Below are 19353 nucleotides of genomic sequence, written 5' to 3'. Positions count from 1 at the left end.
TTCTGCCATTGACGTAACCTAAGGAATAATGAGTCCGCATTTCTTTAAACTGGAATGCGGACATTTTTTAGTTTAATAGTGGCTTGCAAGTAAAGGAGCAGTCATGACAGATAATACAGTTCCACAAAATTATACGGGCACCCCCATCCCCGAGGGTGTTTCTGACGTAGTAGCTCGTTTTATGCGCTACGTACAGGTGTACACCACGTCCGACCCAAACAATGATACGCAGGTGCCCTCTACGGCAACGCAGTTTGATTTAGCGCATATGCTAGAGGCAGATTTGCTTGAGTTGGGCTGTGAGGATGTGTGCGTGGATGAGCATGCCTATGTAACAGCAACCGTTCCTGCCTCTGCCGGCGCAGAGGATTTGCCTGCGTTGGGCCTATGCGCTCATATGGATAGTGCTCCCGATGCACCTGGCAAGGGAGTTGCGCCTCACATTGTCCACTACGAGGGTGGACCTTTGGTAAGCGGCATAGTTAATGGCGAGCCGGTTCAGTCCACGGTAGAGCAGGTTCCGGACCTCGATATGTTTGTGGGCATGGACATTGTGTGCTCTGATGGCACTACCTTGCTTTCTGCTGACGATAAGGCCGGCATAGCAGAAATCATGGCTCTTATCGCTCGCTTAAAGAAGCATCCCGAGCTGGCACATCCTACGCTCAAGATCGCCTTTGTACCGGACGAGGAAATTGGCCATGGTGCAGAGCTGCTTGACCTTAAGAAGTTTGGTGCTGCTTGGTGCTACACCGTTGACGGAGAAACGTTGGGCGAGGTTAACTACGAGACCTTCTCTGCCTGCGAGGCAAACATTACATTTACCGGCGTGATGGTACACCCGGGTTCTGCTAAGGACATCATGGTTAATGCCATTACAGTAGCGCGTGAGTTTGACGCTATGCTGCCTGCCAACGAGCGCCCCGAGCATACCGAGGGCTACGACGGCTTCTTTATGCCTACCGAGATTTCCGGTGATGCCAATGTGGTAAAACTGCAGTACATCGTGCGTGACTTTGACTCTGCTAAGTTTGAGGCTCGTCAGCAGTTGCTGTATGACATTGCAGGTTTTCTTAACAAACGCCATGGCGAGGGTACGGTAGAAGTTTCCATTAAGCCCGAGTATCGCAACATGGCCGAGTGCTTTGAGGGCCTTGAGTTTTTGGTAGATAACGCGCTTGAAGCTAACCGTGAGGCGGGTATTACCAATGCGCATTGTGTAGCTGTTCGTGGTGGTACTGATGGTAGCCAGCTTACCTTCCGTGGCTTGCCATGTCCCAATATTGCAACGGGCGGCTATAACGCACATTCGGTGCGTGAGTTTGTGCCCGTGCCCAGCTTGGAGATTACCGTTGATGTGTTAGAGCATTTAGTTGCCAAGTTTGCGGTGGCTCAGCAGTAACAGGCAGCAAAGTACGCCGCAAAAAGCAAGCAGGGGCAGTGAGTCGCAAAGGCAAACAGACAGTAATCGCAAACAGACAGTAACCGCAAGCGCGTGAAATGAGTTTGTATGATAAAGCTTGTACTTACCGATATGGATAATACGCTATTGCCCTTTGGTGATGCGCAGGTCTCTAAAGAGACTATCTGCGCCATTCGTAGGCTTATGGATGCGGGCATTCACTTTGCGCCTGCAACGGGACGCGGATTTTCTGATTTAGCTCAGTTTTTTAAGCTTGATCAAACTGTGTTAACTACGGCAATTACCTGCAATGCGCTGGAAATTTGGTTGGATAACAGGCCCATACTTCAAAAGTATTTCTCGCAAGCAGACCTTGAGAATATCGCTCGTTGTGTTTGTGACATTGACGGGGCTGCGCTTGTAGTAACGGGAGATGATCCAAAACCCTGGATTATTGGTTTGCATGGTAAGGGTAACAGCAAGTTGGATAGCCCCGGTGCTTTTCCTAGTGGTTATATCTTGACCGAAGAATTGCCTGAGATTCAAACAGTTAATGTTGGTGTCTTGTTTGATTCTGACCTTATACGCAAAGAGGATATTGAGCAGCAGCTTATGTATGAGGTGCCTTCGCTCGATTTTCTCTACACCTATATTGATTGGTTTGATGTTACGCCTAAGGGCTGGTCAAAGACTCAGGGCGCGCAGATTTTGATGGATGCTTTAGGGCTTATCAAAGAAGAAGTTGTTGTGTTTGGCGATGGCGTTAATGATCTTTCCATCATCTCGGCACTGCCCCATTCTGTTGCCGTTGCTAATGCCGAGCCAGTGGTTGCTGCTGCGGCTCGGTATCATATTGGTCAGAGTGCGGACTATGCGGTAGCCAAGGCGTTTAATCAGATTGCGGATGTGGCAGGAACAGGTGAGCTGCCTGAATTTATGCGTAACTAGTTGTTAAGGTAAAGGTTGCGCTAAGTAGCGTGCTTAGCAGCTCGTAAATAGTGCATAAAAAGGCGTGTAAAAAGTATACGAAAGGCATTTGGAAGGCATACGAAAGTCGTGTGAAAGGCGTAGGAAAGGCGTTTACATGATAAAACTTATTGCTTCTGATATGGATGGTACTCTGCTTAACGAGAACAGCGAGGTCCCACCAGAGACGTTTGATCTCATCATGGCTCTTCGCGAGAAGGGCGTGCATTTTGCTGCCTCTTCTGGCCGTCGCTACGATACGCTATGCAAGTTTTTTGCGCCTGTTCGTGAGTACATGGATTTTGTTGCCTCCAATGGTGCACAGGTTTTTGTAAATGGCGAGGTTGTAGACCGCGAGGTTATGAGTCACGCTTCGTTGCTGCGTCTTATTGAGGTGGTACGCCGTTTTGACTGCCTGCACGTGGCCTTGTCCGATCGCACTCATACGTTTTTGTACGATGACTACGAGGTGTATGAGCGCGAGATTGACAAGGACCTGCCCGATGCTCATCGTATTTATGATGAGTTGAGCCCCAACGTTAATATCTTGAAGGCGTCCATTTACTGCGATACCGCCGAGTATTTGATGGACATGCAGTATGCGCTTTCTCGCGAGCTGGGTGACAAGTTTGCCTTTACCCCCTCCGGTAAAAAGTGGATTGATGCTAATCAGCTGGGCGTAACCAAGGCAACCGGTATTGCGCAGGTCATGCGCGCACATGGTATTGAGCGTGAGGCAGTTATGGCCTTTGGCGATGCCATGAATGACTACGAGATCTTGAGCTTTGTTGGTCATTCTCGTGCTATGGGCAACGCGCGTTACGCTATTAAGCAGATTGCCGATAAGGTTATCGAGACAAACGTAGAGCATGGTGTTCAAAACGAGATGCGCAAAGTGTTGGAGAGTTTGTCGTAGAGTTGCGAGATAGGGTGGCGGAGCTCCGACACGCACACAGTCGATAGATTGTGAGCGTATCAGCGAGCAACTTGGCGAACAGCGACTAGGCTTCCTGCAATCGCGTTAGCGAACGGACTGGTGGGCGGACTGGTGAACAGCGGCTAGGATGTGCTGTCCACAATTCCGTCACGTTTAAACAGATGGTATTGACATTATAGGTAAGCGCGCGTAACATTATCTACCGCACTTTGGTGCGCTAGATATTGCGGGGTGGAGCAGTCTGGTAGCTCGTCGGGCTCATAACCCGAAGGTCGTTGGTTCAAATCCGGCCCCCGCGACCATGAATTTATAACCGTCACTTGTAAAAGCAGGTGGCGGTTTTTTGTATGACTGACATTTAGCTCCATGTTCTAGTACTAAGCGCACTTGCAATTTCTTGCAAGTCAGGGAGGTCGTCAGTGCCTAAAACATCGGTGAGATCAAAGTTCCTTGCTCCCATCGGAGCGTACGGGGTGACTTTTTTGAAATCGGTCTCAATGAATTGATCCACAAAAAAGTATCTATGCTTTTCTGCGGTCAAATCATAGCCGTAATTTTTCCCGTCTTTTATCGCCTCAATGATTGCATCCATACGTTCTTGAGTACACTTTCCTAGTTCAAGATGGTACTGCATTTCCCCGGATTCTTCCCATGCCACAATGCGTGCGCAGATTTTCCCAACCGCCCGGACACTCTTGTTCTTGTACAGGCCAAGGTAGTCGTGTGGTCTAAATCCATGTTCTGCTTTGTCGTAGTACAGACCGCTTTCCTTATTGAAGTCAAAGGTGGTGCCGCACAATCGCATGCGCAGGTACTTCCAAGAATCCTGCTCGACAATTAGATTGTCGTGGCGGCAGTAGTCAATGTAATCATCGAGTACCGCCTGCATTTTGTAATCACGGTCATCAAGAACATCCTGAACCGCACTTGCCAATTCTTCGAATGTCATGTTTACATGAACGATGCCATATTTCTCGCCTGAGATTTCATTGTGCTTTGATATCTCGGTTTCGACGAGTCCTTTCTTGTCTTCAGCCATCGGAACCGGAGCAAGTGTGAGCAGTCGCTTGTATTTTTCTCCACTGAAAGCCTTTATGTGATTCATCAGCTGGGTCGTATAAAACCAATCGGACAATTTTGTTTCCACGATAATCTTGAAGCTTTCTTGGGTGATTATTGCATCGGGAACGCTATCTTTGCTCTTTTCCTGCAGAGTGAAAGTAACCTCCGGCTCAAAAGCATCAGATTCTGTCTTCAGAAAGCGGAAGAACTTATCAGGAGAATACTGATACAAGCGTGATAGCAGTAGCATCGTGTTTGCAGTCGCAACATTTTCTTTTTGTTGATAGCGTTGGAAGTAATGGATTTTCATTTTTCACCTGGTTAATGGATGTGCTTTGTATTAGAAGAATTATTGCATTTGTAATGTGGAGCTATGTGTATTTTTTAGGTAGGCGGGTCCTCACTGAATCTGTTATCAGCGTTTTCTTGTTTTGAGTATGTCATCTCTGAAAGCTCTTCCACAAGCTCATATGTTGTGGGATCGAAGCCTATCAGGCGGCAGACTTTGGCTTCCAGGTTGATGCCATCTGTGCTGCTGCCTATAAGCATGCTGAGTGTGCAGTGTTACGTTTGGTGTCCGCCTTGCCAACACGCATATGCAGGCGCTTGTCGAATCTCTCTACAATCCCCCTAAGCGCTGAGAGGCGGTGCGTCTTGCTTAGACGGTCGTCCGGGCTTCCTAGAGGTATGGAGCATCCCCGCAAGGGAGTGCTATCTCGTGCATACGCGTGCTGCTCCCGTCGCTCGGAATCCGGGTTGAACGGCATCCTATCGAAGTTTGCAGCACGATAGATGTGGCTTCCAGTACCGACAGGCAGTCTATCTTGTACGTCGTACGCGCGAGATAGACTGCCTGCTTATAGGGACAATCTGCACTGTTAGAGAATTGCGAGATGGTGCTAAAATTATATAAGTATTATGCATAACCAGATGGAGGCATCCATGGAGCAGATCAATAGACAGACTCTCCTCAACGGCAAGAAGACCGAGAGGGTCATATTTGCTGTGACTCCAGAACTCAAGAATGCCGTCAAGGAACTGGCTGAAAAGAAGTGTATGAGCGTAAGCGCGTTCATTTCGTCCATCCTCGCCGATGCTATCGTGAAGGAGGCGAAGTGATGGGTGATATGAAATACGCGACCGTCTCCATTCCGTTCAACGAAGAGTTCTACGAGGAAATGCTCATTCAGTATTTCACGGAGAACCTCGGATATGAATATCTGCACGGTCCAGATGTGGAGCGTACGAGTGATCGGTATCAAGATGTCTTCCTGCCTAGGATTCTCAAGGAGAGCCTTTGTCGTATAAACCCGAGCCTTCCGTCCGTCGCTATCGACGAGGCGATGATGAAGTTCTCCGCAGTGGAGAGTGGCTCTCTTGAACAGCGCAATGAGGTCTTCACCGACTACCTGCAATCGGGCGTCGAAGTTCGCTACTTCGATGGCAAGGAAGACCGCGACGATATCGTCTACCTTGTCAACTACGAGCATCCCGAGAAGAACTTCTTCCACATTGTCAATCAATGGACGTACGTAGAGCACGAAAACAAGCGCCCCGACCTCATCGTCTTCTTGAATGGCATCCCCGTTGTGGTCTTCGAGCTTAAGTCTCCCTCTCGCGAGGAGACAAGCGCTTCGGATGCCTACCTGCAGCTGCGAAACTACATCAAGGCGATCCCCTCCCTGTTTGTGCCCAACGTTTTCTGCGTGATGAGCGACATGACCGAAACGCGCGTCGGTACCATCACTGCGACCGAAGACCGCTACGTCGCCTGGAAGAGCGCGGATGGTGATTATTCTGATACGCAGACTGCCAACTGGAAGACCACACTCGAGGGCATGTTCCGCAAAGAGCGGCTTTGCGACATCATCCGCAACTTCATCTGCTTCAACGATTCCGCAGATAAAACGGTGAAGATTCTGGCGGCCTATCACCAGTACTTCGGCGTGAGGAAGGCTGCGGCGCGCGCACTCTCCGCCGTCGGCGGGAGTGGCCAGATTGGTGTCTTCTGGCATACGCAGGGATCAGGGAAGTCACTTTCCATGGTCTTCTTTGTGCATCTCATGCAACAGCTAGTGGAGAACCCCACGTTCGTTGTCGTGACCGACAGAAACGACCTCGATGACCAACTCTTCGGACAGTTCGGCCGCTGCACCAAGTTCCTGAGACAAGTCCCCGTACAGGCGCTTCACCGCGACAAAGGCAAGGGTAATCTCAAGGACCTGCTTTCCGAGCGCGACGCCAACGGCATCGTGTTCACCACCATGCAGAAGTTTTCCGAGGGAGACGGCCCGCTCAGCGAGCGGCATAACATTATCGTCATGGTCGACGAGGCCCATCGCGGGCAGTACGGCCTCATCGAGGAGATAAAGCCCGACGGCACCATTTCGATCGGCGCCGCAAAGCTCGTGCGCGACGCACTGCCTAACGCGAGCTACATCGGCTTCACGGGGACGCCCATCGCGCTCGACGGGCGCAACACCCGCGAGGTGTTTGGCGACTACATCGACGTCTACGATATGACGCAGGCAGTCGAGGACGAGGCAACGGTTCCCGTCTACTACGAGAGTAGGGTCGTGGCCCTCAACCTCGATGCAGACGCGCTCGAGAGCCTCGACAAAGCCTATAAGGAGTTCTCCGACGAGCACGACGAGGAGACGGCGCAGCGCAGTAAGCACCTCATGTCCGGGCTCGACGGCATCCTCGGTGCTCCCGAGACGGTGACCGACCTCTGCCGCGATATCGTCTCCCACTATGAGGCGAACCGCGCGGGGTTGCTCGCCGGCAAGGCTATGATCGTGGCCTACTCGCGCCCCATCGCCATGAAGATCTACCACGAGCTGATGCGCCTTCGCCCGGAGTGGACCGACAAAGTGGACGTGGTCATGACCACGAGTAACCAGGACCCCGAGGAATGGTTCGACGTCGTGGGCGGCAAGGAACACAAGGCGGAGATGGAGCGCCGCTTCAAGAGCGACGACGACCCCCTCAAGATTGCCGTCGTCGTGGACATGTGGCTCACGGGCTTCGACGTCCCCTCGCTTGCCACCATGTACATGTACAAACCCATGAAGGGCCACAACCTCATGCAGGCCATCGCCCGCGTCAACCGCGTGTACCCGGGCAAGGAGGGCGGGCTTATCGTCGACTACATCGGCATTGCGAACGCCCTCAAGTATGCCATGAAGTCCTACACGAACCGCGACCGCAGGAACTACGGGGACATGGACGTCGCCAAGACTGCCTACCCCAAGTTCCAGGAGAAGCTCTCGGTCTGCCGCGACCTCCTGCACGGCACACGCTATTGCGAGCGGGTGTTCACGTCCGACAAGGTGACTCTTGCGACTCTCATATCCGAATGCACCGACTGGCTGCTCAGTCCGGCGCACGAGGAGACGCGCGACGACTTCCTGAAGCAGGCGCAGCTCCTCGCGAAGGCGGAGAGCCTCTGCAAGAGTATGGTCTCCGAGCAGGACCAGCACGAGGCGGCGTTCATAGACGTCCTGCGTGTGCAGGTGATGCGCATCCTTGGTCGCAACGGCACTGGTGGCGGAGGCATGACCTACGAGGAGTTCAACTGCCGTGTCGCGGCCATCCTCGAGCAGTCCGTGCACAGCGAGGGCGTCATCGACCTGTTCGACAGCAAGGACAAGGTGGAGGTCTCGCTCTTCGACGAGGGCTTTCTCGAGGAGATTCGCCGCATGAAGGAGAAGAACATCGCCTACGAGACGCTCAAGCGCCTCATCAAGGAACAGGTCCGCGACTACCAGAAGACGAGCGTCGTCCAGGCGGAGAAGTTCTCCGACATGCTTCAGCGTTCCGTTAACGGGTACCTCAACGGCATGCTCTCCAACGCACAGGTCATTGAAGAGCTTATCAAGATGGCGCACGAGATGATGGCGGAGTGCGAGGAGGGCAAGAAGTTCGGCCTGGGCAAGGAGGAGCTCGCCTTCTACGACGCCCTCACCAAACCTCAGGCGGTCAAAGACTTCTACGATAACGACCAGCTGGTCGCCATCACGCGAGAGCTGACCGAGCAGCTGAGAAACAACGCTACGATAGATTGGCAGAGGAAGGAGAGCGCCCGCGCGGGCATGCGCCGCTCGATAAAGCGCCTCCTCAAGAAATACAAGTACCCACCCGACGGGCAGGAAGAGGCGCTCGACACCGTCATGCGGCAGTGCGAGCTCTGGGCTGACAGTCGGGTTATGGATTAAGGCGGCAGCATGGCAACTAAGAAACAATCGAACACTCAGGAGCTGGGCTTCGAGAAGAAGATCTGGAAGGCAGCGGACAGCATGCGCGGCCATATAGACGCCTCGGAGTACAAGAACGTGGTGCTCGGCCTCATCTTCCTCAAGTACATCTCGGATAGGTTCGAGCAGCGTCACCGGGAGCTCGTGGATGAGGGCGAAGGCTTCGAGGAGGACCGCGACGAGTACGGCTTCGAGAACATCTTCTGGGTCCCTATGGGGGCCCGCTGGGAGGAGATTGCGAAGGCTGCGCACACGCCCGAGATAGGCAAGGTCATTGACGAGGCCATGCGTGAGATCGAGGCGGAGAACAGGACGCTCAAGGGCACCCTCCCCAAGAACTTTGCCCGCCAGGAGCTCGACAAGCGCATGCTGGGCGATGTTGTCGACCTTTTCACCAACGTGAAGACGGCTGGCGAAGACGGCACGCAGGACGTGCTGGGGCGCACCTACGAGTATTGCCTGGCCAAGTTCGCAGAGCAGGAGGGCAAGAATGCCGGCGAGTTCTACACGCCCACCTGCATAGTCCAGACGCTGGTCGAGATCATCGAACCCTATCACGGGCGCGTCTACGACCCGTGCTGCGGCTCGGGCGGCATGTTCGTGCAGTCGGCCAAATTCGTGGAGAGCCACGCCGGCAACATCAGCGATATCTCGATCTTCGGGCAGGAGAGCAACCCGACTACGTGGAAGATGGCCAAGATGAACCTGGCTATCCGCGGCATTGACGCTGACCTCGGCGAGCACAACGCCGACACGTTCTTCGACGACCTGCACAAGGATAAGCGCTTCGACTTCATCCTGGCGAACCCGCCCTTCAACCTGAAGGAGTGGGGCGGCGACCGCCTGCAGGACGACCCTCGCTGGGAGTTCGGCATCCCGCCCGAGAGCAATGCGAACTTCGCGTGGATGCAGCACATGATCCACCACCTGAATGAGCGTGGGCGTATGGGCATGGTCCTGGCGAACGGCTCCCTGTCGTCGCAGACAAACAACGAGGGAGAGATTCGCAAGGCGATTATGGATGCCGACTACGTCGAGGGCATCATCGCCATGCCTGATAAGCTCTTCTACAGCACGGGCATCCCTGTATCCCTGTGGATCATCGACAAGGACAAGCCGCAGAAGGGCAAGACGCTCTTCGTGGACGCCCGTGAGATGGGCACGATGGTGTCGCGCAGCCTGCGCGAGTTCATGCCGGAGGATATCCAGAAGGTGGCCAAGGCGTTTGATGCGTTCCGTGAGGGTACGCTTGAAGAGGAGAATGGCTTCTCCGCCGTTGTGACCATCGAGGACATTGCCAAGCAGGACTACATCCTTACGCCCGGTCGCTACGTTGGCATCCCCGACGAGGAGGACGATGGCGAACCCTTCGAAGAGAAGATGGCTAGGCTGACTGGCGAACTCTCCAAGTGCTTTGAGGAGTCGAATCGCCTACAGGAAGAGATCAAGAAGAACCTGGAGGCTATCGGGTATGGGCTCTAAGTACAAGATCGGTGAGCTCTGTAATTTTTTCAGGGGTGCAAGCGTTCCGCGTGCTCGTATGCAAGAGTCGGGCGACTATCTCTATGTGCACTATGGAGATCTGTACAAGGGGTTCAATATCTATATCGACGTGGAAGACCCGCAGAAACCGCTTCCTGCTATTGCTTCGTCTGAAAAGATTAAAGGTGAACAGTTTCTCGTCGACCAAGATATCGTCTACGTTTTGACATCCGAGACTGTCAACGATCTTGGACATGCGTTTTTGTTCAAAGACCCCACGAGCGTTCCCGCAGTTGCAGGGACCGAGACGACAATTATGCGCGTAAGCAGGCAGGACCTAGTTCTTCCTGCTTACCTAAACTACATGACGCAAACCGTACGATTCAAGAGACTCCTGCGCCAGTACGTAAAGGGAATGAAGGTTTTCAGGGTTCATCCGTCAGATGTGGCTCGTATCGAAATCGACTTGCCGAGTCTCGAAGACCAGCACAAAGCGGTTCATATCCTCGACAACATCGAATCGAAAATAACCCTTAATCAGCGCACAAATGATAATTTAGCTGCGTGATGTCGACCTTCGAAACGTCGATTTCTCCAGACATCAGCTTTGGCAACAGAGCGTCACGGAGCTCGGCAAGTTTTTGCGTTTCGATCTTATTTGCCAGAATCGAATCGAAGAGAGGTGCCAAGCTATCGCTTAGTTCCTCGAAGGCCGCTTTGTTGTAGGGAATATTAAGGCGAAGAGTCTCAACCGGACTGAGATTTGCTTGGGCAGTTCCCTTGGCGATTCCAATCATTTCGTTCTGGAATGTTTTTTGCCTAAAGAAGAAATATAGACCGGGCAATAACTGTGCTGACTGCGGCTGTAACACAGCTACACGTTGATTCAACAGGCAGTTCTCTTCTGCGACAATGCCAACTCGTCCGACATTTCCGGTAAGGGACAACACGACATCTCCGAGCTGCAATTTGCAAAAGCTTTTCATCTTTACCGGCAACGCATCAATCCTGTTTGACGCGGAGCAATCGACACTGCCGTCTTGGACGTTCTTGATGGTCAAAACTTTATATTGGCCATTGTCTGCATAGGTTCCGCTTTTGAATGCAAATCCGTTTCCAAAACCCATGATGGCACCCAAAGAAACAGATTCATCACATGCTTCCAAATAGCGAGCAAGGAGCGTTTGGCCCAAATCTTCTAAATTATCATTTGTGCGCTGGTTAGTGGTTATGAGCTCACGGATGGGATTCATTACACCTGCTATCGCACGCTGTTTTCCAGCGTCCATATGCTCGAGTGTGTAGTGCATGATTGCGGACTTATCTCCACGTGGCATTTTGGTCCCTTTGGTGGTCGAGACCATATAGTTGAAGAATGCGTCGTCCGATAGCAGCCAATACAAGTACTCTGCATCACAATGTGATGGCTCAAAGACGAGCACGTCGGGTGAACAACATCCGTCGTAATTCGCCTGCCATATCTTCTTGAAGTAGGGGCGAATATTTGAGATGAGAATGTCTCCCTTATGGAAGAGACGAGCTTTTTCGCTGGCAGGTTTAGACAGATTGGCGGCAATTCCAGCTCTATTTGGTAGCATTGATTCGGTCGTTATGTAAGGCAGCGGGCCAACAGACACGCTCTCTGTGCGATACCTGCAGATGTTGTCAAGCTCAATCGTACTCATTCCAAATACCTTCTATGCGATGCCTTCACGTTGTTCTGGTTTACCAGCGCGTAGTGCATGGTTGTATCAATTCTGGCGTGTCCAAGGAGTTTCTGCACTTGCTCTATTGGCATGCCTTTGTCGATGGCATGCGTGGCGAGGGTCCGGCGGAACTTGTGTGGGTGTACTCTGCCAACGCCGGCCCGTCTGCCAAGTGAGCGCAGTCTTTCTTCAACACCGCTAATTGTAAGTCTTGCGCCATTATTTTTGAGTGCAATAAATAGGGCAGGGTTATCGTCCATTCGTTCTTGCAGATACTTTTGGAGATGCAGTTTTGTTCTGGCGTCAAAGTAGGCGAAGCGTTGCTTATTGCCTTTGCCGGTAACAACGCACTCGCGGTTTTGCAGGTCCACGTCTGCAATGTTCAGCCCGACGAGCTCGCCAACGCGAATGCCGGTTGAAATGAGGATGTCGATAATTGCGAGATCTCGTTGCTCGCTGCAGGTGTCCCGTAGGGTCTCTAGGTCTTCATCACTCAAGACACTCTTCGTCTTCGTTGGAGTTTTGACCTTGTGTATGCGGCGGATGGGGCTCTTTACCACGTAGTCTTCGTCTTCGAGCCACGAGAAGAAGCTAGAGAGAATACGCCTGATGTTGTCGATGGTTACCTTGCCTGTGTGGCGCTGTGACTCGTAGTCGCTCAGATATCGCCTCAGGTCGTCGCTGCAAATTTGTATGTAGGGCTTTGCCACAGTGAGGCTCATGTGCTTGATGGTGCTCTCGTAGTAGGCAAGCGTCTTTGTGGAGCAACCTTCTACCTCCTTTGCCGTGAGGAAGAGGGCTAATAGGTGGGCGTTATTGCAGGCGCTGCTTGTCATGGGCGTATTGAGCACATCTTCAAGAGTCCTTTTTAAGAGCTGTAGCTGCGTACTGCTTAGATTGTCTTGCATCCGCACAAGCACTTGGTTTATTTCTGCCTCCATTGCTGTTCCTTTCGTTGAACGTGATGGAGTACATGGTAGCTTTGCGGGTTGATGGAGCACCAAATGATAATTTGGCTGAGATAGCCGACGGGATTTTCGAAGACTGGCTCCTCACGGCCGAAGGTGAACCAACGCCGTTGTCATGCTTTGCCACATTTAATCCTTCGACTTATTCACCGAAGGAGAAATGGTCGACTGTGGCATATGTCGATACGGGCTCGGTAACACGCAATCACTTCGAAAGACCCATGGTTATCGACACTGCAACGGAGGAGTTGCCCAGCCGTGCAAGACGTAAGGTGGAGAACGGCGATGTTGTCTATTCAACTGTACGACCAAACCAACTTCATTACGGAATAATGTGCAACCCGCCAAACAACATGCTTGTCTCTACGGGATTCACGGTTGTTCGCGATTCTATGGGGGTTGGTGGCCCATTTATTTACCTTGCACTGACCAGATCATCGATTACTACAAAGCTTCAAAGCGTCGCCGAACAGAGCACTTCGGCATATCCGTCTATTAAGAGCTCGGATTTGGAACAGCTTGAAATTCCAATGCCCACCCAAGAAGAGGTTGAGAAGGTTAGACCGCAGCTAGACAGCTTGTTTACTGCCATTGCGCATAATGAAAACGAATCGAAAACGATCGCGGGACTGCGAGACGCTCTGTTGCCAAAGCTGATGTCTGGAGAAATCGACGTTTCGAAGGTCGACATCACGCAGCTAAATTATCATTTATTGGTCGTAGCACACCGCGCTCGCAATCAACTTATAGATGTTACCGTCCTAGATATTCAAATGAGCGGTGTATGTTGAATCGTATATAATATAAAGCAGTTAGAAATTGTGTATTTATTGCCTGGTCGGTTGGCACCAAGGGCGTACGATGCATAAGATTATTGGAGGCAAGTAAGGTGTCTCTGTCTCTTAAAACATGGCTCACGAAGGAACAGTGCACTTTTGGGGACGGTACCTCTGTAAATTGTTGGTTGCTTGAGTGGGAGCCGATTACTGAAAGTGAGCTTGATGAGTGGGCTCTGCATCTTCGTCGACAATATATATACGATGAAGACCTTGATTATGAGAGCAAGCTTTTTGGATTGTCCATTTGTGAATACCTCACGAATTCGGTTGTACCTGACAGAACAGATAGGCGTAATGCGAGAAGCGGAGACTTTGCTGAGATTATTATCGAAGACATTCTTGAGTGTCTATGCGGATTTGTAGTACCACGCTATAAGCATCGCTATAGAGAAGACAAGAACGCGTCTGGTCCAGGAACTGACGTTATTGCATATCAGCAAAGTGATAGTAGCATCCCATCCGCGGACGATAAGCTCTTAGTTTTTGAAGTCAAATCAAATACTTCTGGCAAAACGGAAGCCGAATTTTTGAAACGAATTAAAGACGCGACTGCAGGCTCAGCAAAAGATCCTAATCGCATGCCAATGTCTCTCGAATGGATGATTAAGAAGGCGGATCGTGCAGGAGACAACGTGACCGTAAAAAATCTTCATCGATTCTGGGATAAGGGAGGCTCGCCTTATGCAGTGGAGTATGGCTCCGCAGTAACCACCTCGTATTGCACGCCTAGTGAAGTCTTAACCAAAAGCCTGCCTGCAGATGTCGGACTTAGAATGGACAATTTGCTACTGATTGTCCATGGCAACAAGTTGATGAAGCTTGTTAACAGCCTCTATGACAGGATGACGCAATGAATGGCAGAGACTCCTCAAACGACAACGCATTGAGCGGCGAGAGGCTGATAAGAAGAAAGTTCCAGTACGCTAAAGCAAAAGCGAAGCTTGTTGAGTTCTCTACTCCACGTGAGGAATATCCCGAGTTTAAGTTTGATTCTGACGACCTTTGCTTCAATGCAATGCATGCTCTGTCATCGTATGTGGATGTACTGTTGCATAGTGAGGTGCCCGATGAGGATACGCAGCGAAAACTGAAAGAGGCCGCTTCATTCTACGATGCAGCTTCAATCGAAGAAGATCATTCTCAATTCAGTGATGGCTTCTGGCTTCTTGCGATGGCTTCGTACTTCTTGCTAGAGAACTTTGGCTCTGCAGCAGTTGCTTCAGAGCGTGTGCATAACTCGCATTACTACGGGGAAATGGGCGCAAGATTCTACTTTCTTGTGAACTATCTGCTCAAGGGGGCATCTCCGAATGAGGAATTACGGCTCTCGAAGCTAATCAGCTATATCGAGGGCGACAGGATTCCTCTCAACTCAGTGCAAGAAGAAGCTGCAACACTACTCAATATCGATAGTCCAGAAAGCTACTTGTTTGGAAAAGTCTGTTATGTCGCTATCGGGATAGTGACAAATTTTGCTGCTAGTAGATGGCTTCCAGAATTTAGTGGCTTGGATAAAGCCCGGTGGAGTTCATACCTCAAATCTGATAGCGCGTGTCGTCTGCTCTGGCAATCGCAGAAAAGTATTGGACAAGCAGGCGCTTTTAAAGGGAAGAGTCTCTTTGTCCAGATGCCTACGGGTTCAGGCAAAACGCGTAGCATCCAACTCCTAATTAGGTCAAGAGTGCTCGCTGGCAAATGTAAACAAGCGGTTGTAATGGCTCCGTTGCGTGCACTTTGTTCTGAAATTGCAAGAGATTTGGAAAAGAGCCTCTCCGACATCGTCGAAGTAAGACAAGCCGCCGATACACTTGAGTTAGATACTTGGCTTGGAATACCAAGCACAAAACCTCGAGTACTTGTTTTTACGCCAGAGAAATTCGCATATGTTGAACGCCATGAGGGCGGCTTAATAGTTTCGACTGAGTTATTTATTCTCGATGAAGCCCATCTTGTCGACGACTCATCGCGTGGGGCTTCCTATGAGCTGACAATAGCGGAGATTAAGCAGAAGAACCCTGATTCGCAGTTGGTCATGCTATCTGCAGTAGTACAGAATCCTGAAGAGATTGCCGACTGGGCAATGGGGGATTCAAAATCGTGTATCTCTAATAACGACATCCCTAAGACTGAGAAATCGCTTGGAGTAATTGATAAAGGTTATCACCTTAATTTTTGGGACTTAGACATGCTCGGGAAATCTGAGTACTTCGTGCCGTTGAAACCAAAAGTGCAGGTGCTGGATTCAATTGGTCGCGAGTCAAAGAACAGGCATTTTCCCGCATTGGAGAATGAAGACAACGATGCTGTGTCTTCGCGAGAGCTTGCTCTGTATATGGCGGAGCAGGTCATCCCAACTGGACCTGTCGCAATGTATCTCCCGCAGACGCGCTTTATTAGCGCATATTTCTCACGTTTGCATGAGCTAATTAGACATGGCTGCAAACTGCCACGTCTGGCTGCTAGTTGCAACAGCGATGAAGGCCAAAGGATTTCCAAGCTAGTAGATATGCACTATGGCAGCACACAAGGTAACAACATCTTCCATGATGGCATCCTTGCAGGAATTTTGCCCCATTACGGCAATCTGCAAGGATGTTTGAGACAGGTGGTAGAGGACGAACTCGAAAGAGGTAACTTTAAATGCGTGGCATGTACGTCGACATTGGCGCAGGGCATTAATTTACCAATCAAATACTTGATTATCACAGCAGTAGAAAATGGTATCTCGACAGTAAAGACTAGAGACTTTCAAAACCTTTTGGGAAGGGTTGCGCGTTCGGGTAAGTACAGTGAGGGCAGTGTGCTCATCAGTGACCCGTCGATACTGAGTTTGTATGGAGCGCAGAACTATGGCCGCCTGTTGGATGACCGTCAAAGCGAAGCTTGTGTCAGCGCCATTGCAAAATTGTTTAACGACTTACCAGTGAAGCGAGCAGGCGTTACTCTTACTGTTATCCCTGGCAATGACGTTGTGAACATGATGCTGGAGGGGCTCGCGCATCGCGACGCATCCTCTCTGCTCATCGATATTCTTGTTGAAATTGGTTTGAACATATCTGAAGCAAGACGTTGTATTGCCAGCCGTCTAATTTCTTTCGCGGCAATCGAGACTTACGTGGCTGGTATGCTGGAACAGAAACCGGATGATGTAAATGCGGTCAGTTTAAGTGTTAGTACTTTTGCGTATGCAAGTGCAGATGATGCTATGAAAGAGCTTCTATTGAAGCTGTTTCAAGCAATATGTGAGACCTTAGAGGATCAAGCTCAAAGCCTGCCCGTCTCGATCTACTCAAAGACTCAGATGGGAGTAGCTAAAACAGAGCTGCTCAAGCAATGGCTGCAGTCAGCGGATGGGGACGCTTTCTTAGCTGCAGAAGATAATCGACACCGCCTTTCGTTAATTTGCAAGGCTTATAGGTATTGTATGGGGGATGGTGACGAGTGGTTTGATGATGCCGTGCTAAGCGATTTGGCCAACATGTGGATGTGCGGAAGAACAATCAACGGTATGTGTAATGAGCTCAAAAGCTATCATACGTTTCAGCCAAGAAAGGGACCCAACGTACACAGAGTGGAAAGCGCTTTAAGCGATGATATAAGTTATGGACTCGCAAACTTTATATCTTGTATTGCAGATCTCCTAGAGCCGGTTCTCGGCGATAGCGCACCCGTGAATTTAAAGGAGTCGCTCTTCCTCCTGCATGAAAAGGTCAAGTTTGGAGTTAGCATGCCTTTGGGTTGTGTCATATCTCAAGAAATCTTTGCAGACCGAATGGTCGTAAGAGACCTAGTTGAGATTCTTGGGTTTGCAGAAGAGAAGTCAAGTGACTTTCTCCGCATGCTCATAATTCATCACAAGAAAGAGGTAGAAAGCTACCTTTCAAATCTACCAGCCTACTTTACCAATCGATATGAGGCGTGGATGCAAAACGAGTAGCGCGATTCCTGTGATTTGCCCTGCCCCGAGCCCGAAGGCTCGGGGCAGTCGTTTTAGAATCTACCTCCTGCCATTGAGGACGTTCTTATGGTGGCGCAGGAAGGCCTTCTCGGAGCCCGTCACCAAAAGGCTCACGATGTCGTAGCGGATACTAGTGAGGCCCTCCACCTCGGACTCGGCAAAGTATGCCGCCGCGATGCCCTCGAAGCACTCCTGGTCGGATTCCTCCTTGGGTATGTCGTACTCCGCACTTTGGTGGCGGTGTCCACAAAGACGAACTCCTTGCTGTCCATGGTGATGAAGTCGATGCTCTTTCTCATGGCCTGAGGCCTCCTCGTGTCTAGGCCGACATCTTGAAGTGCCTTGTGGGGCGGATGGTACCTGCGTATGAGGTAAAAACGAAATACGGATGTACTCGACTTTCCCGAAGGGCGCTTTGTACCTTTCGGAAAAGTTTTCGCGGCCCTTGCGCGCAAGCGATCGTGGGTGATTCTTCGCTCCCAGAGCGAGGCGGGATGGCCATGCCCCATAAGATGCTCGGCGCTTCATCTCGTCGTGGCGCTGCTCGTCTGGGGTGTATGAAGGCGTCAGATCTCGCTATCCATTGTGCCTCGTGGTTTGCTGAAGGAGCTACTGCGTTGTTGCATCCATTCTCTCAACTAGACAATTGGTCCAAGTGACCACTGCTGCTCCTTTGGCTCAAAGCTTTGTAGATAGTTCTGCCTTTGGGGACTTACGCAGTTGAAAAGACATAGAAATGAGCACTTTCTGTGCCTACATTCCATCCAGCTGCCCTGTAGTACGCTTGTTTGACTTATGCGCCTACTCTTCAGTACCTTCGGCAATGTGTACGTACGGTTTCCAGAGTGGGCATTCTTTCCAGCCCTCAGCAAACCCCATACGATGGAGCTCATCGGCATTCAGGCTATTCAGCAGTCTGAAGAGGCGTTTGCGCCAAGAGGTTTCTGGTGCAATGCGCTCCAGCAGGTAACTCAGAATGGTGAGAATGCCGAACATGTTGTCCGATCTCACGTCAAAGGGCTCGTGCCACTCCGGATATTTCGACTGCTTTGGGATGATTGGCTTGGTGCCAATGCCCCTGTTCCAGAGGCGGCTATGGTGGGCACAGATGTTGCGCACTGTGTTTATGGCGACAAGCCAAGATTTGAGCACATGCGAGCTCACATTTAGATTACTTGCGAGTTTGTTCCGGATGTCAGAGGGCGCTCCATTATAGAGCTTGAGCATAGTGCCAAAGTCCATCAGGTTGACGAGTATCCAGTAGGGAGGAAACTCGTGCTCGTTGCTATAAGTCTCCTTGAAGTGAAGAGTAAAGGGTTCTCGGGAACGCTTGAGCTCCTCCTTGCATCTTGCGATGAACTTGTCGTACTCGCTTTGCTCGAGTCTGGGTAGGTTACTGGGGTCTAAAAACCCGAAGGTGCCAGTTGTTCTAGCAAGCTCGTAGGCGAGCTGTGTGCGGAAGTAGACCTCCACGCGTTCTATCGCATCGAGCACGACAAGCCTGAATTGCCTGTCAAAGATGTAGAGGTGCCAGACCTGACTAAACGACGTTCCTGCGATGAAGCGCTCGTCCTTCTCACAATCCTTACTACCTTTGGGCTGACGCTTGAAGATGTGCCAGTACCCGCTCAGGCGATAGTAGCCGATGTCGGCAAGGTGCCTGATGAGGTCATTGCGATTGGCCACAAGACCGCGCTCGTTTATGAGAAGATCCGCCTGCTGTTCAAAGGACAGCCAAGGCTTCGTGTATGTTCCCATGGTGTGTCTATATCTCCAA

Annotated in this window: 14 protein-coding genes and 1 tRNA gene; 11 read left to right on the top strand and 4 right to left on the bottom strand. The window is 50.9% G+C overall.

The genetic code is table 11. From position 1 onward, the window contains the following. The first annotated feature begins 103 nt into the window (after positions 1 to 103). The 4 genes from pepT to G469_RS0100705 all read left to right on the top strand — a co-directional run bounded on the left by pepT (position 104) and on the right by G469_RS0100705 (position 3607). A complete protein-coding gene (gene pepT, locus G469_RS0100720) occupies positions 104 to 1402 on the top strand; it encodes a peptidase T (RefSeq protein ID WP_051353671.1) in 1299 nt (432 codons plus the stop codon). A 108-nt stretch (positions 1403 to 1510) separates the two neighbouring features. Then, complete coding sequence (locus G469_RS0100715; protein WP_028263412.1) at positions 1511 to 2350, top strand: HAD family hydrolase; 840 nt, start codon at positions 1511 to 1513, stop codon at positions 2348 to 2350. A gap of 136 nt (positions 2351 to 2486) precedes the next feature. Next, positions 2487 to 3284, top strand: coding sequence for a Cof-type HAD-IIB family hydrolase (locus G469_RS0100710; protein ID WP_028263411.1), 798 nt, complete (start codon positions 2487 to 2489; stop codon positions 3282 to 3284). A 246-nt stretch (positions 3285 to 3530) separates the two neighbouring features. Then, positions 3531 to 3607: transfer RNA gene (locus tag G469_RS0100705), tRNA-Met, on the top strand. A 56-nt stretch (positions 3608 to 3663) separates the two neighbouring features. Here the strand turns inward: G469_RS0100705 and G469_RS0100700 are convergent. Beyond that, a complete protein-coding gene (locus G469_RS0100700) occupies positions 3664 to 4677 on the bottom strand; it encodes a hypothetical protein (RefSeq protein ID WP_028263410.1) in 1014 nt (337 codons plus the stop codon). A gap of 632 nt (positions 4678 to 5309) precedes the next feature. On the opposite strand from G469_RS0100700, the gene G469_RS09115 reads away from it, so the two are divergent. The 4 genes from G469_RS09115 to G469_RS0100680 are packed head-to-tail and all read left to right on the top strand — an operon-like array spanning position 5310 to position 10673. Then, positions 5310 to 5486 carry a hypothetical protein gene (locus G469_RS09115; protein ID WP_169726170.1) on the top strand — a complete coding sequence of 59 codons (177 nt, stop codon included), beginning with the start codon at positions 5310 to 5312 and terminating at the stop codon, positions 5484 to 5486. After that, on the top strand, positions 5486 to 8584 hold the full coding sequence (locus tag G469_RS0100690; protein ID WP_211225386.1) for a type I restriction endonuclease subunit R: 3099 nt from the start codon (positions 5486 to 5488) through the stop codon (positions 8582 to 8584). Before G469_RS09115 ends, G469_RS0100690 begins: the two co-directional genes overlap by 1 nt. A gap of 9 nt (positions 8585 to 8593) precedes the next feature. Beyond that, positions 8594 to 10105: a class I SAM-dependent DNA methyltransferase gene (locus G469_RS0100685; RefSeq protein WP_028263408.1), complete on the top strand. Its 1512-nt coding sequence runs from the start codon at positions 8594 to 8596 to the stop codon at positions 10103 to 10105. After that, positions 10095 to 10673 carry a restriction endonuclease subunit S gene (locus tag G469_RS0100680; RefSeq protein WP_028263407.1) on the top strand — a complete coding sequence of 193 codons (579 nt, stop codon included), beginning with the start codon at positions 10095 to 10097 and terminating at the stop codon, positions 10671 to 10673. The genes G469_RS0100685 and G469_RS0100680 overlap by 11 nt, the downstream gene beginning before the upstream one ends. On the opposite strand, the gene G469_RS08815 is transcribed toward G469_RS0100680, so the two are convergent. Next, complete coding sequence (locus G469_RS08815; protein ID WP_051353670.1) at positions 10639 to 11790, bottom strand: restriction endonuclease subunit S; 1152 nt, start codon at positions 11788 to 11790, stop codon at positions 10639 to 10641. The genes G469_RS0100680 and G469_RS08815 overlap by 35 nt on opposite strands. Continuing rightward, complete coding sequence (xerA, locus tag G469_RS0100670) at positions 11787 to 12752, bottom strand: site-specific tyrosine recombinase/integron integrase (RefSeq protein WP_028263406.1); 966 nt, start codon at positions 12750 to 12752, stop codon at positions 11787 to 11789. The genes G469_RS08815 and xerA overlap by 4 nt, the downstream gene beginning before the upstream one ends. A gap of 32 nt (positions 12753 to 12784) precedes the next feature. Between xerA and G469_RS09135 the strand changes: the two genes are divergently transcribed. The 3 genes from G469_RS09135 (at position 12785) to G469_RS0100655 (ending at position 17555) form a co-directional block, all read left to right on the top strand. Beyond that, positions 12785 to 13570 carry a restriction endonuclease subunit S gene (locus tag G469_RS09135; protein ID WP_051353669.1) on the top strand — a complete coding sequence of 262 codons (786 nt, stop codon included), beginning with the start codon at positions 12785 to 12787 and terminating at the stop codon, positions 13568 to 13570. 98 nt (positions 13571 to 13668) lie between these two features. Next, a complete protein-coding gene (locus G469_RS0100660) occupies positions 13669 to 14472 on the top strand; it encodes a hypothetical protein (protein ID WP_028263405.1) in 804 nt (267 codons plus the stop codon). After that, positions 14469 to 17555 (top strand): DEAD/DEAH box helicase, encoded by a 3087-nt coding sequence (locus tag G469_RS0100655; protein ID WP_028263404.1) that lies wholly within the window; start codon positions 14469 to 14471, stop codon positions 17553 to 17555. The genes G469_RS0100660 and G469_RS0100655 overlap by 4 nt, the downstream gene beginning before the upstream one ends. Before the next feature lie 822 nt (positions 17556 to 18377). On the opposite strand, the gene G469_RS07890 is transcribed toward G469_RS0100655, so the two are convergent. Then, entirely contained in the window at positions 18378 to 19334 is a 957-nt protein-coding gene (locus G469_RS07890; protein ID WP_051353668.1) for an Abi family protein, read from the bottom strand. Positions 19335 to 19353: the final 19 nt, after the last annotated feature.

It is taken from the genome of Atopobium fossor DSM 15642, assembly GCF_000483125.1.
GTDB lineage: Bacteria > Actinomycetota > Coriobacteriia > Coriobacteriales > Atopobiaceae > Atopobium > Atopobium fossor.
This window is presented reverse-complemented; position numbering and strand designations above follow the sequence as displayed.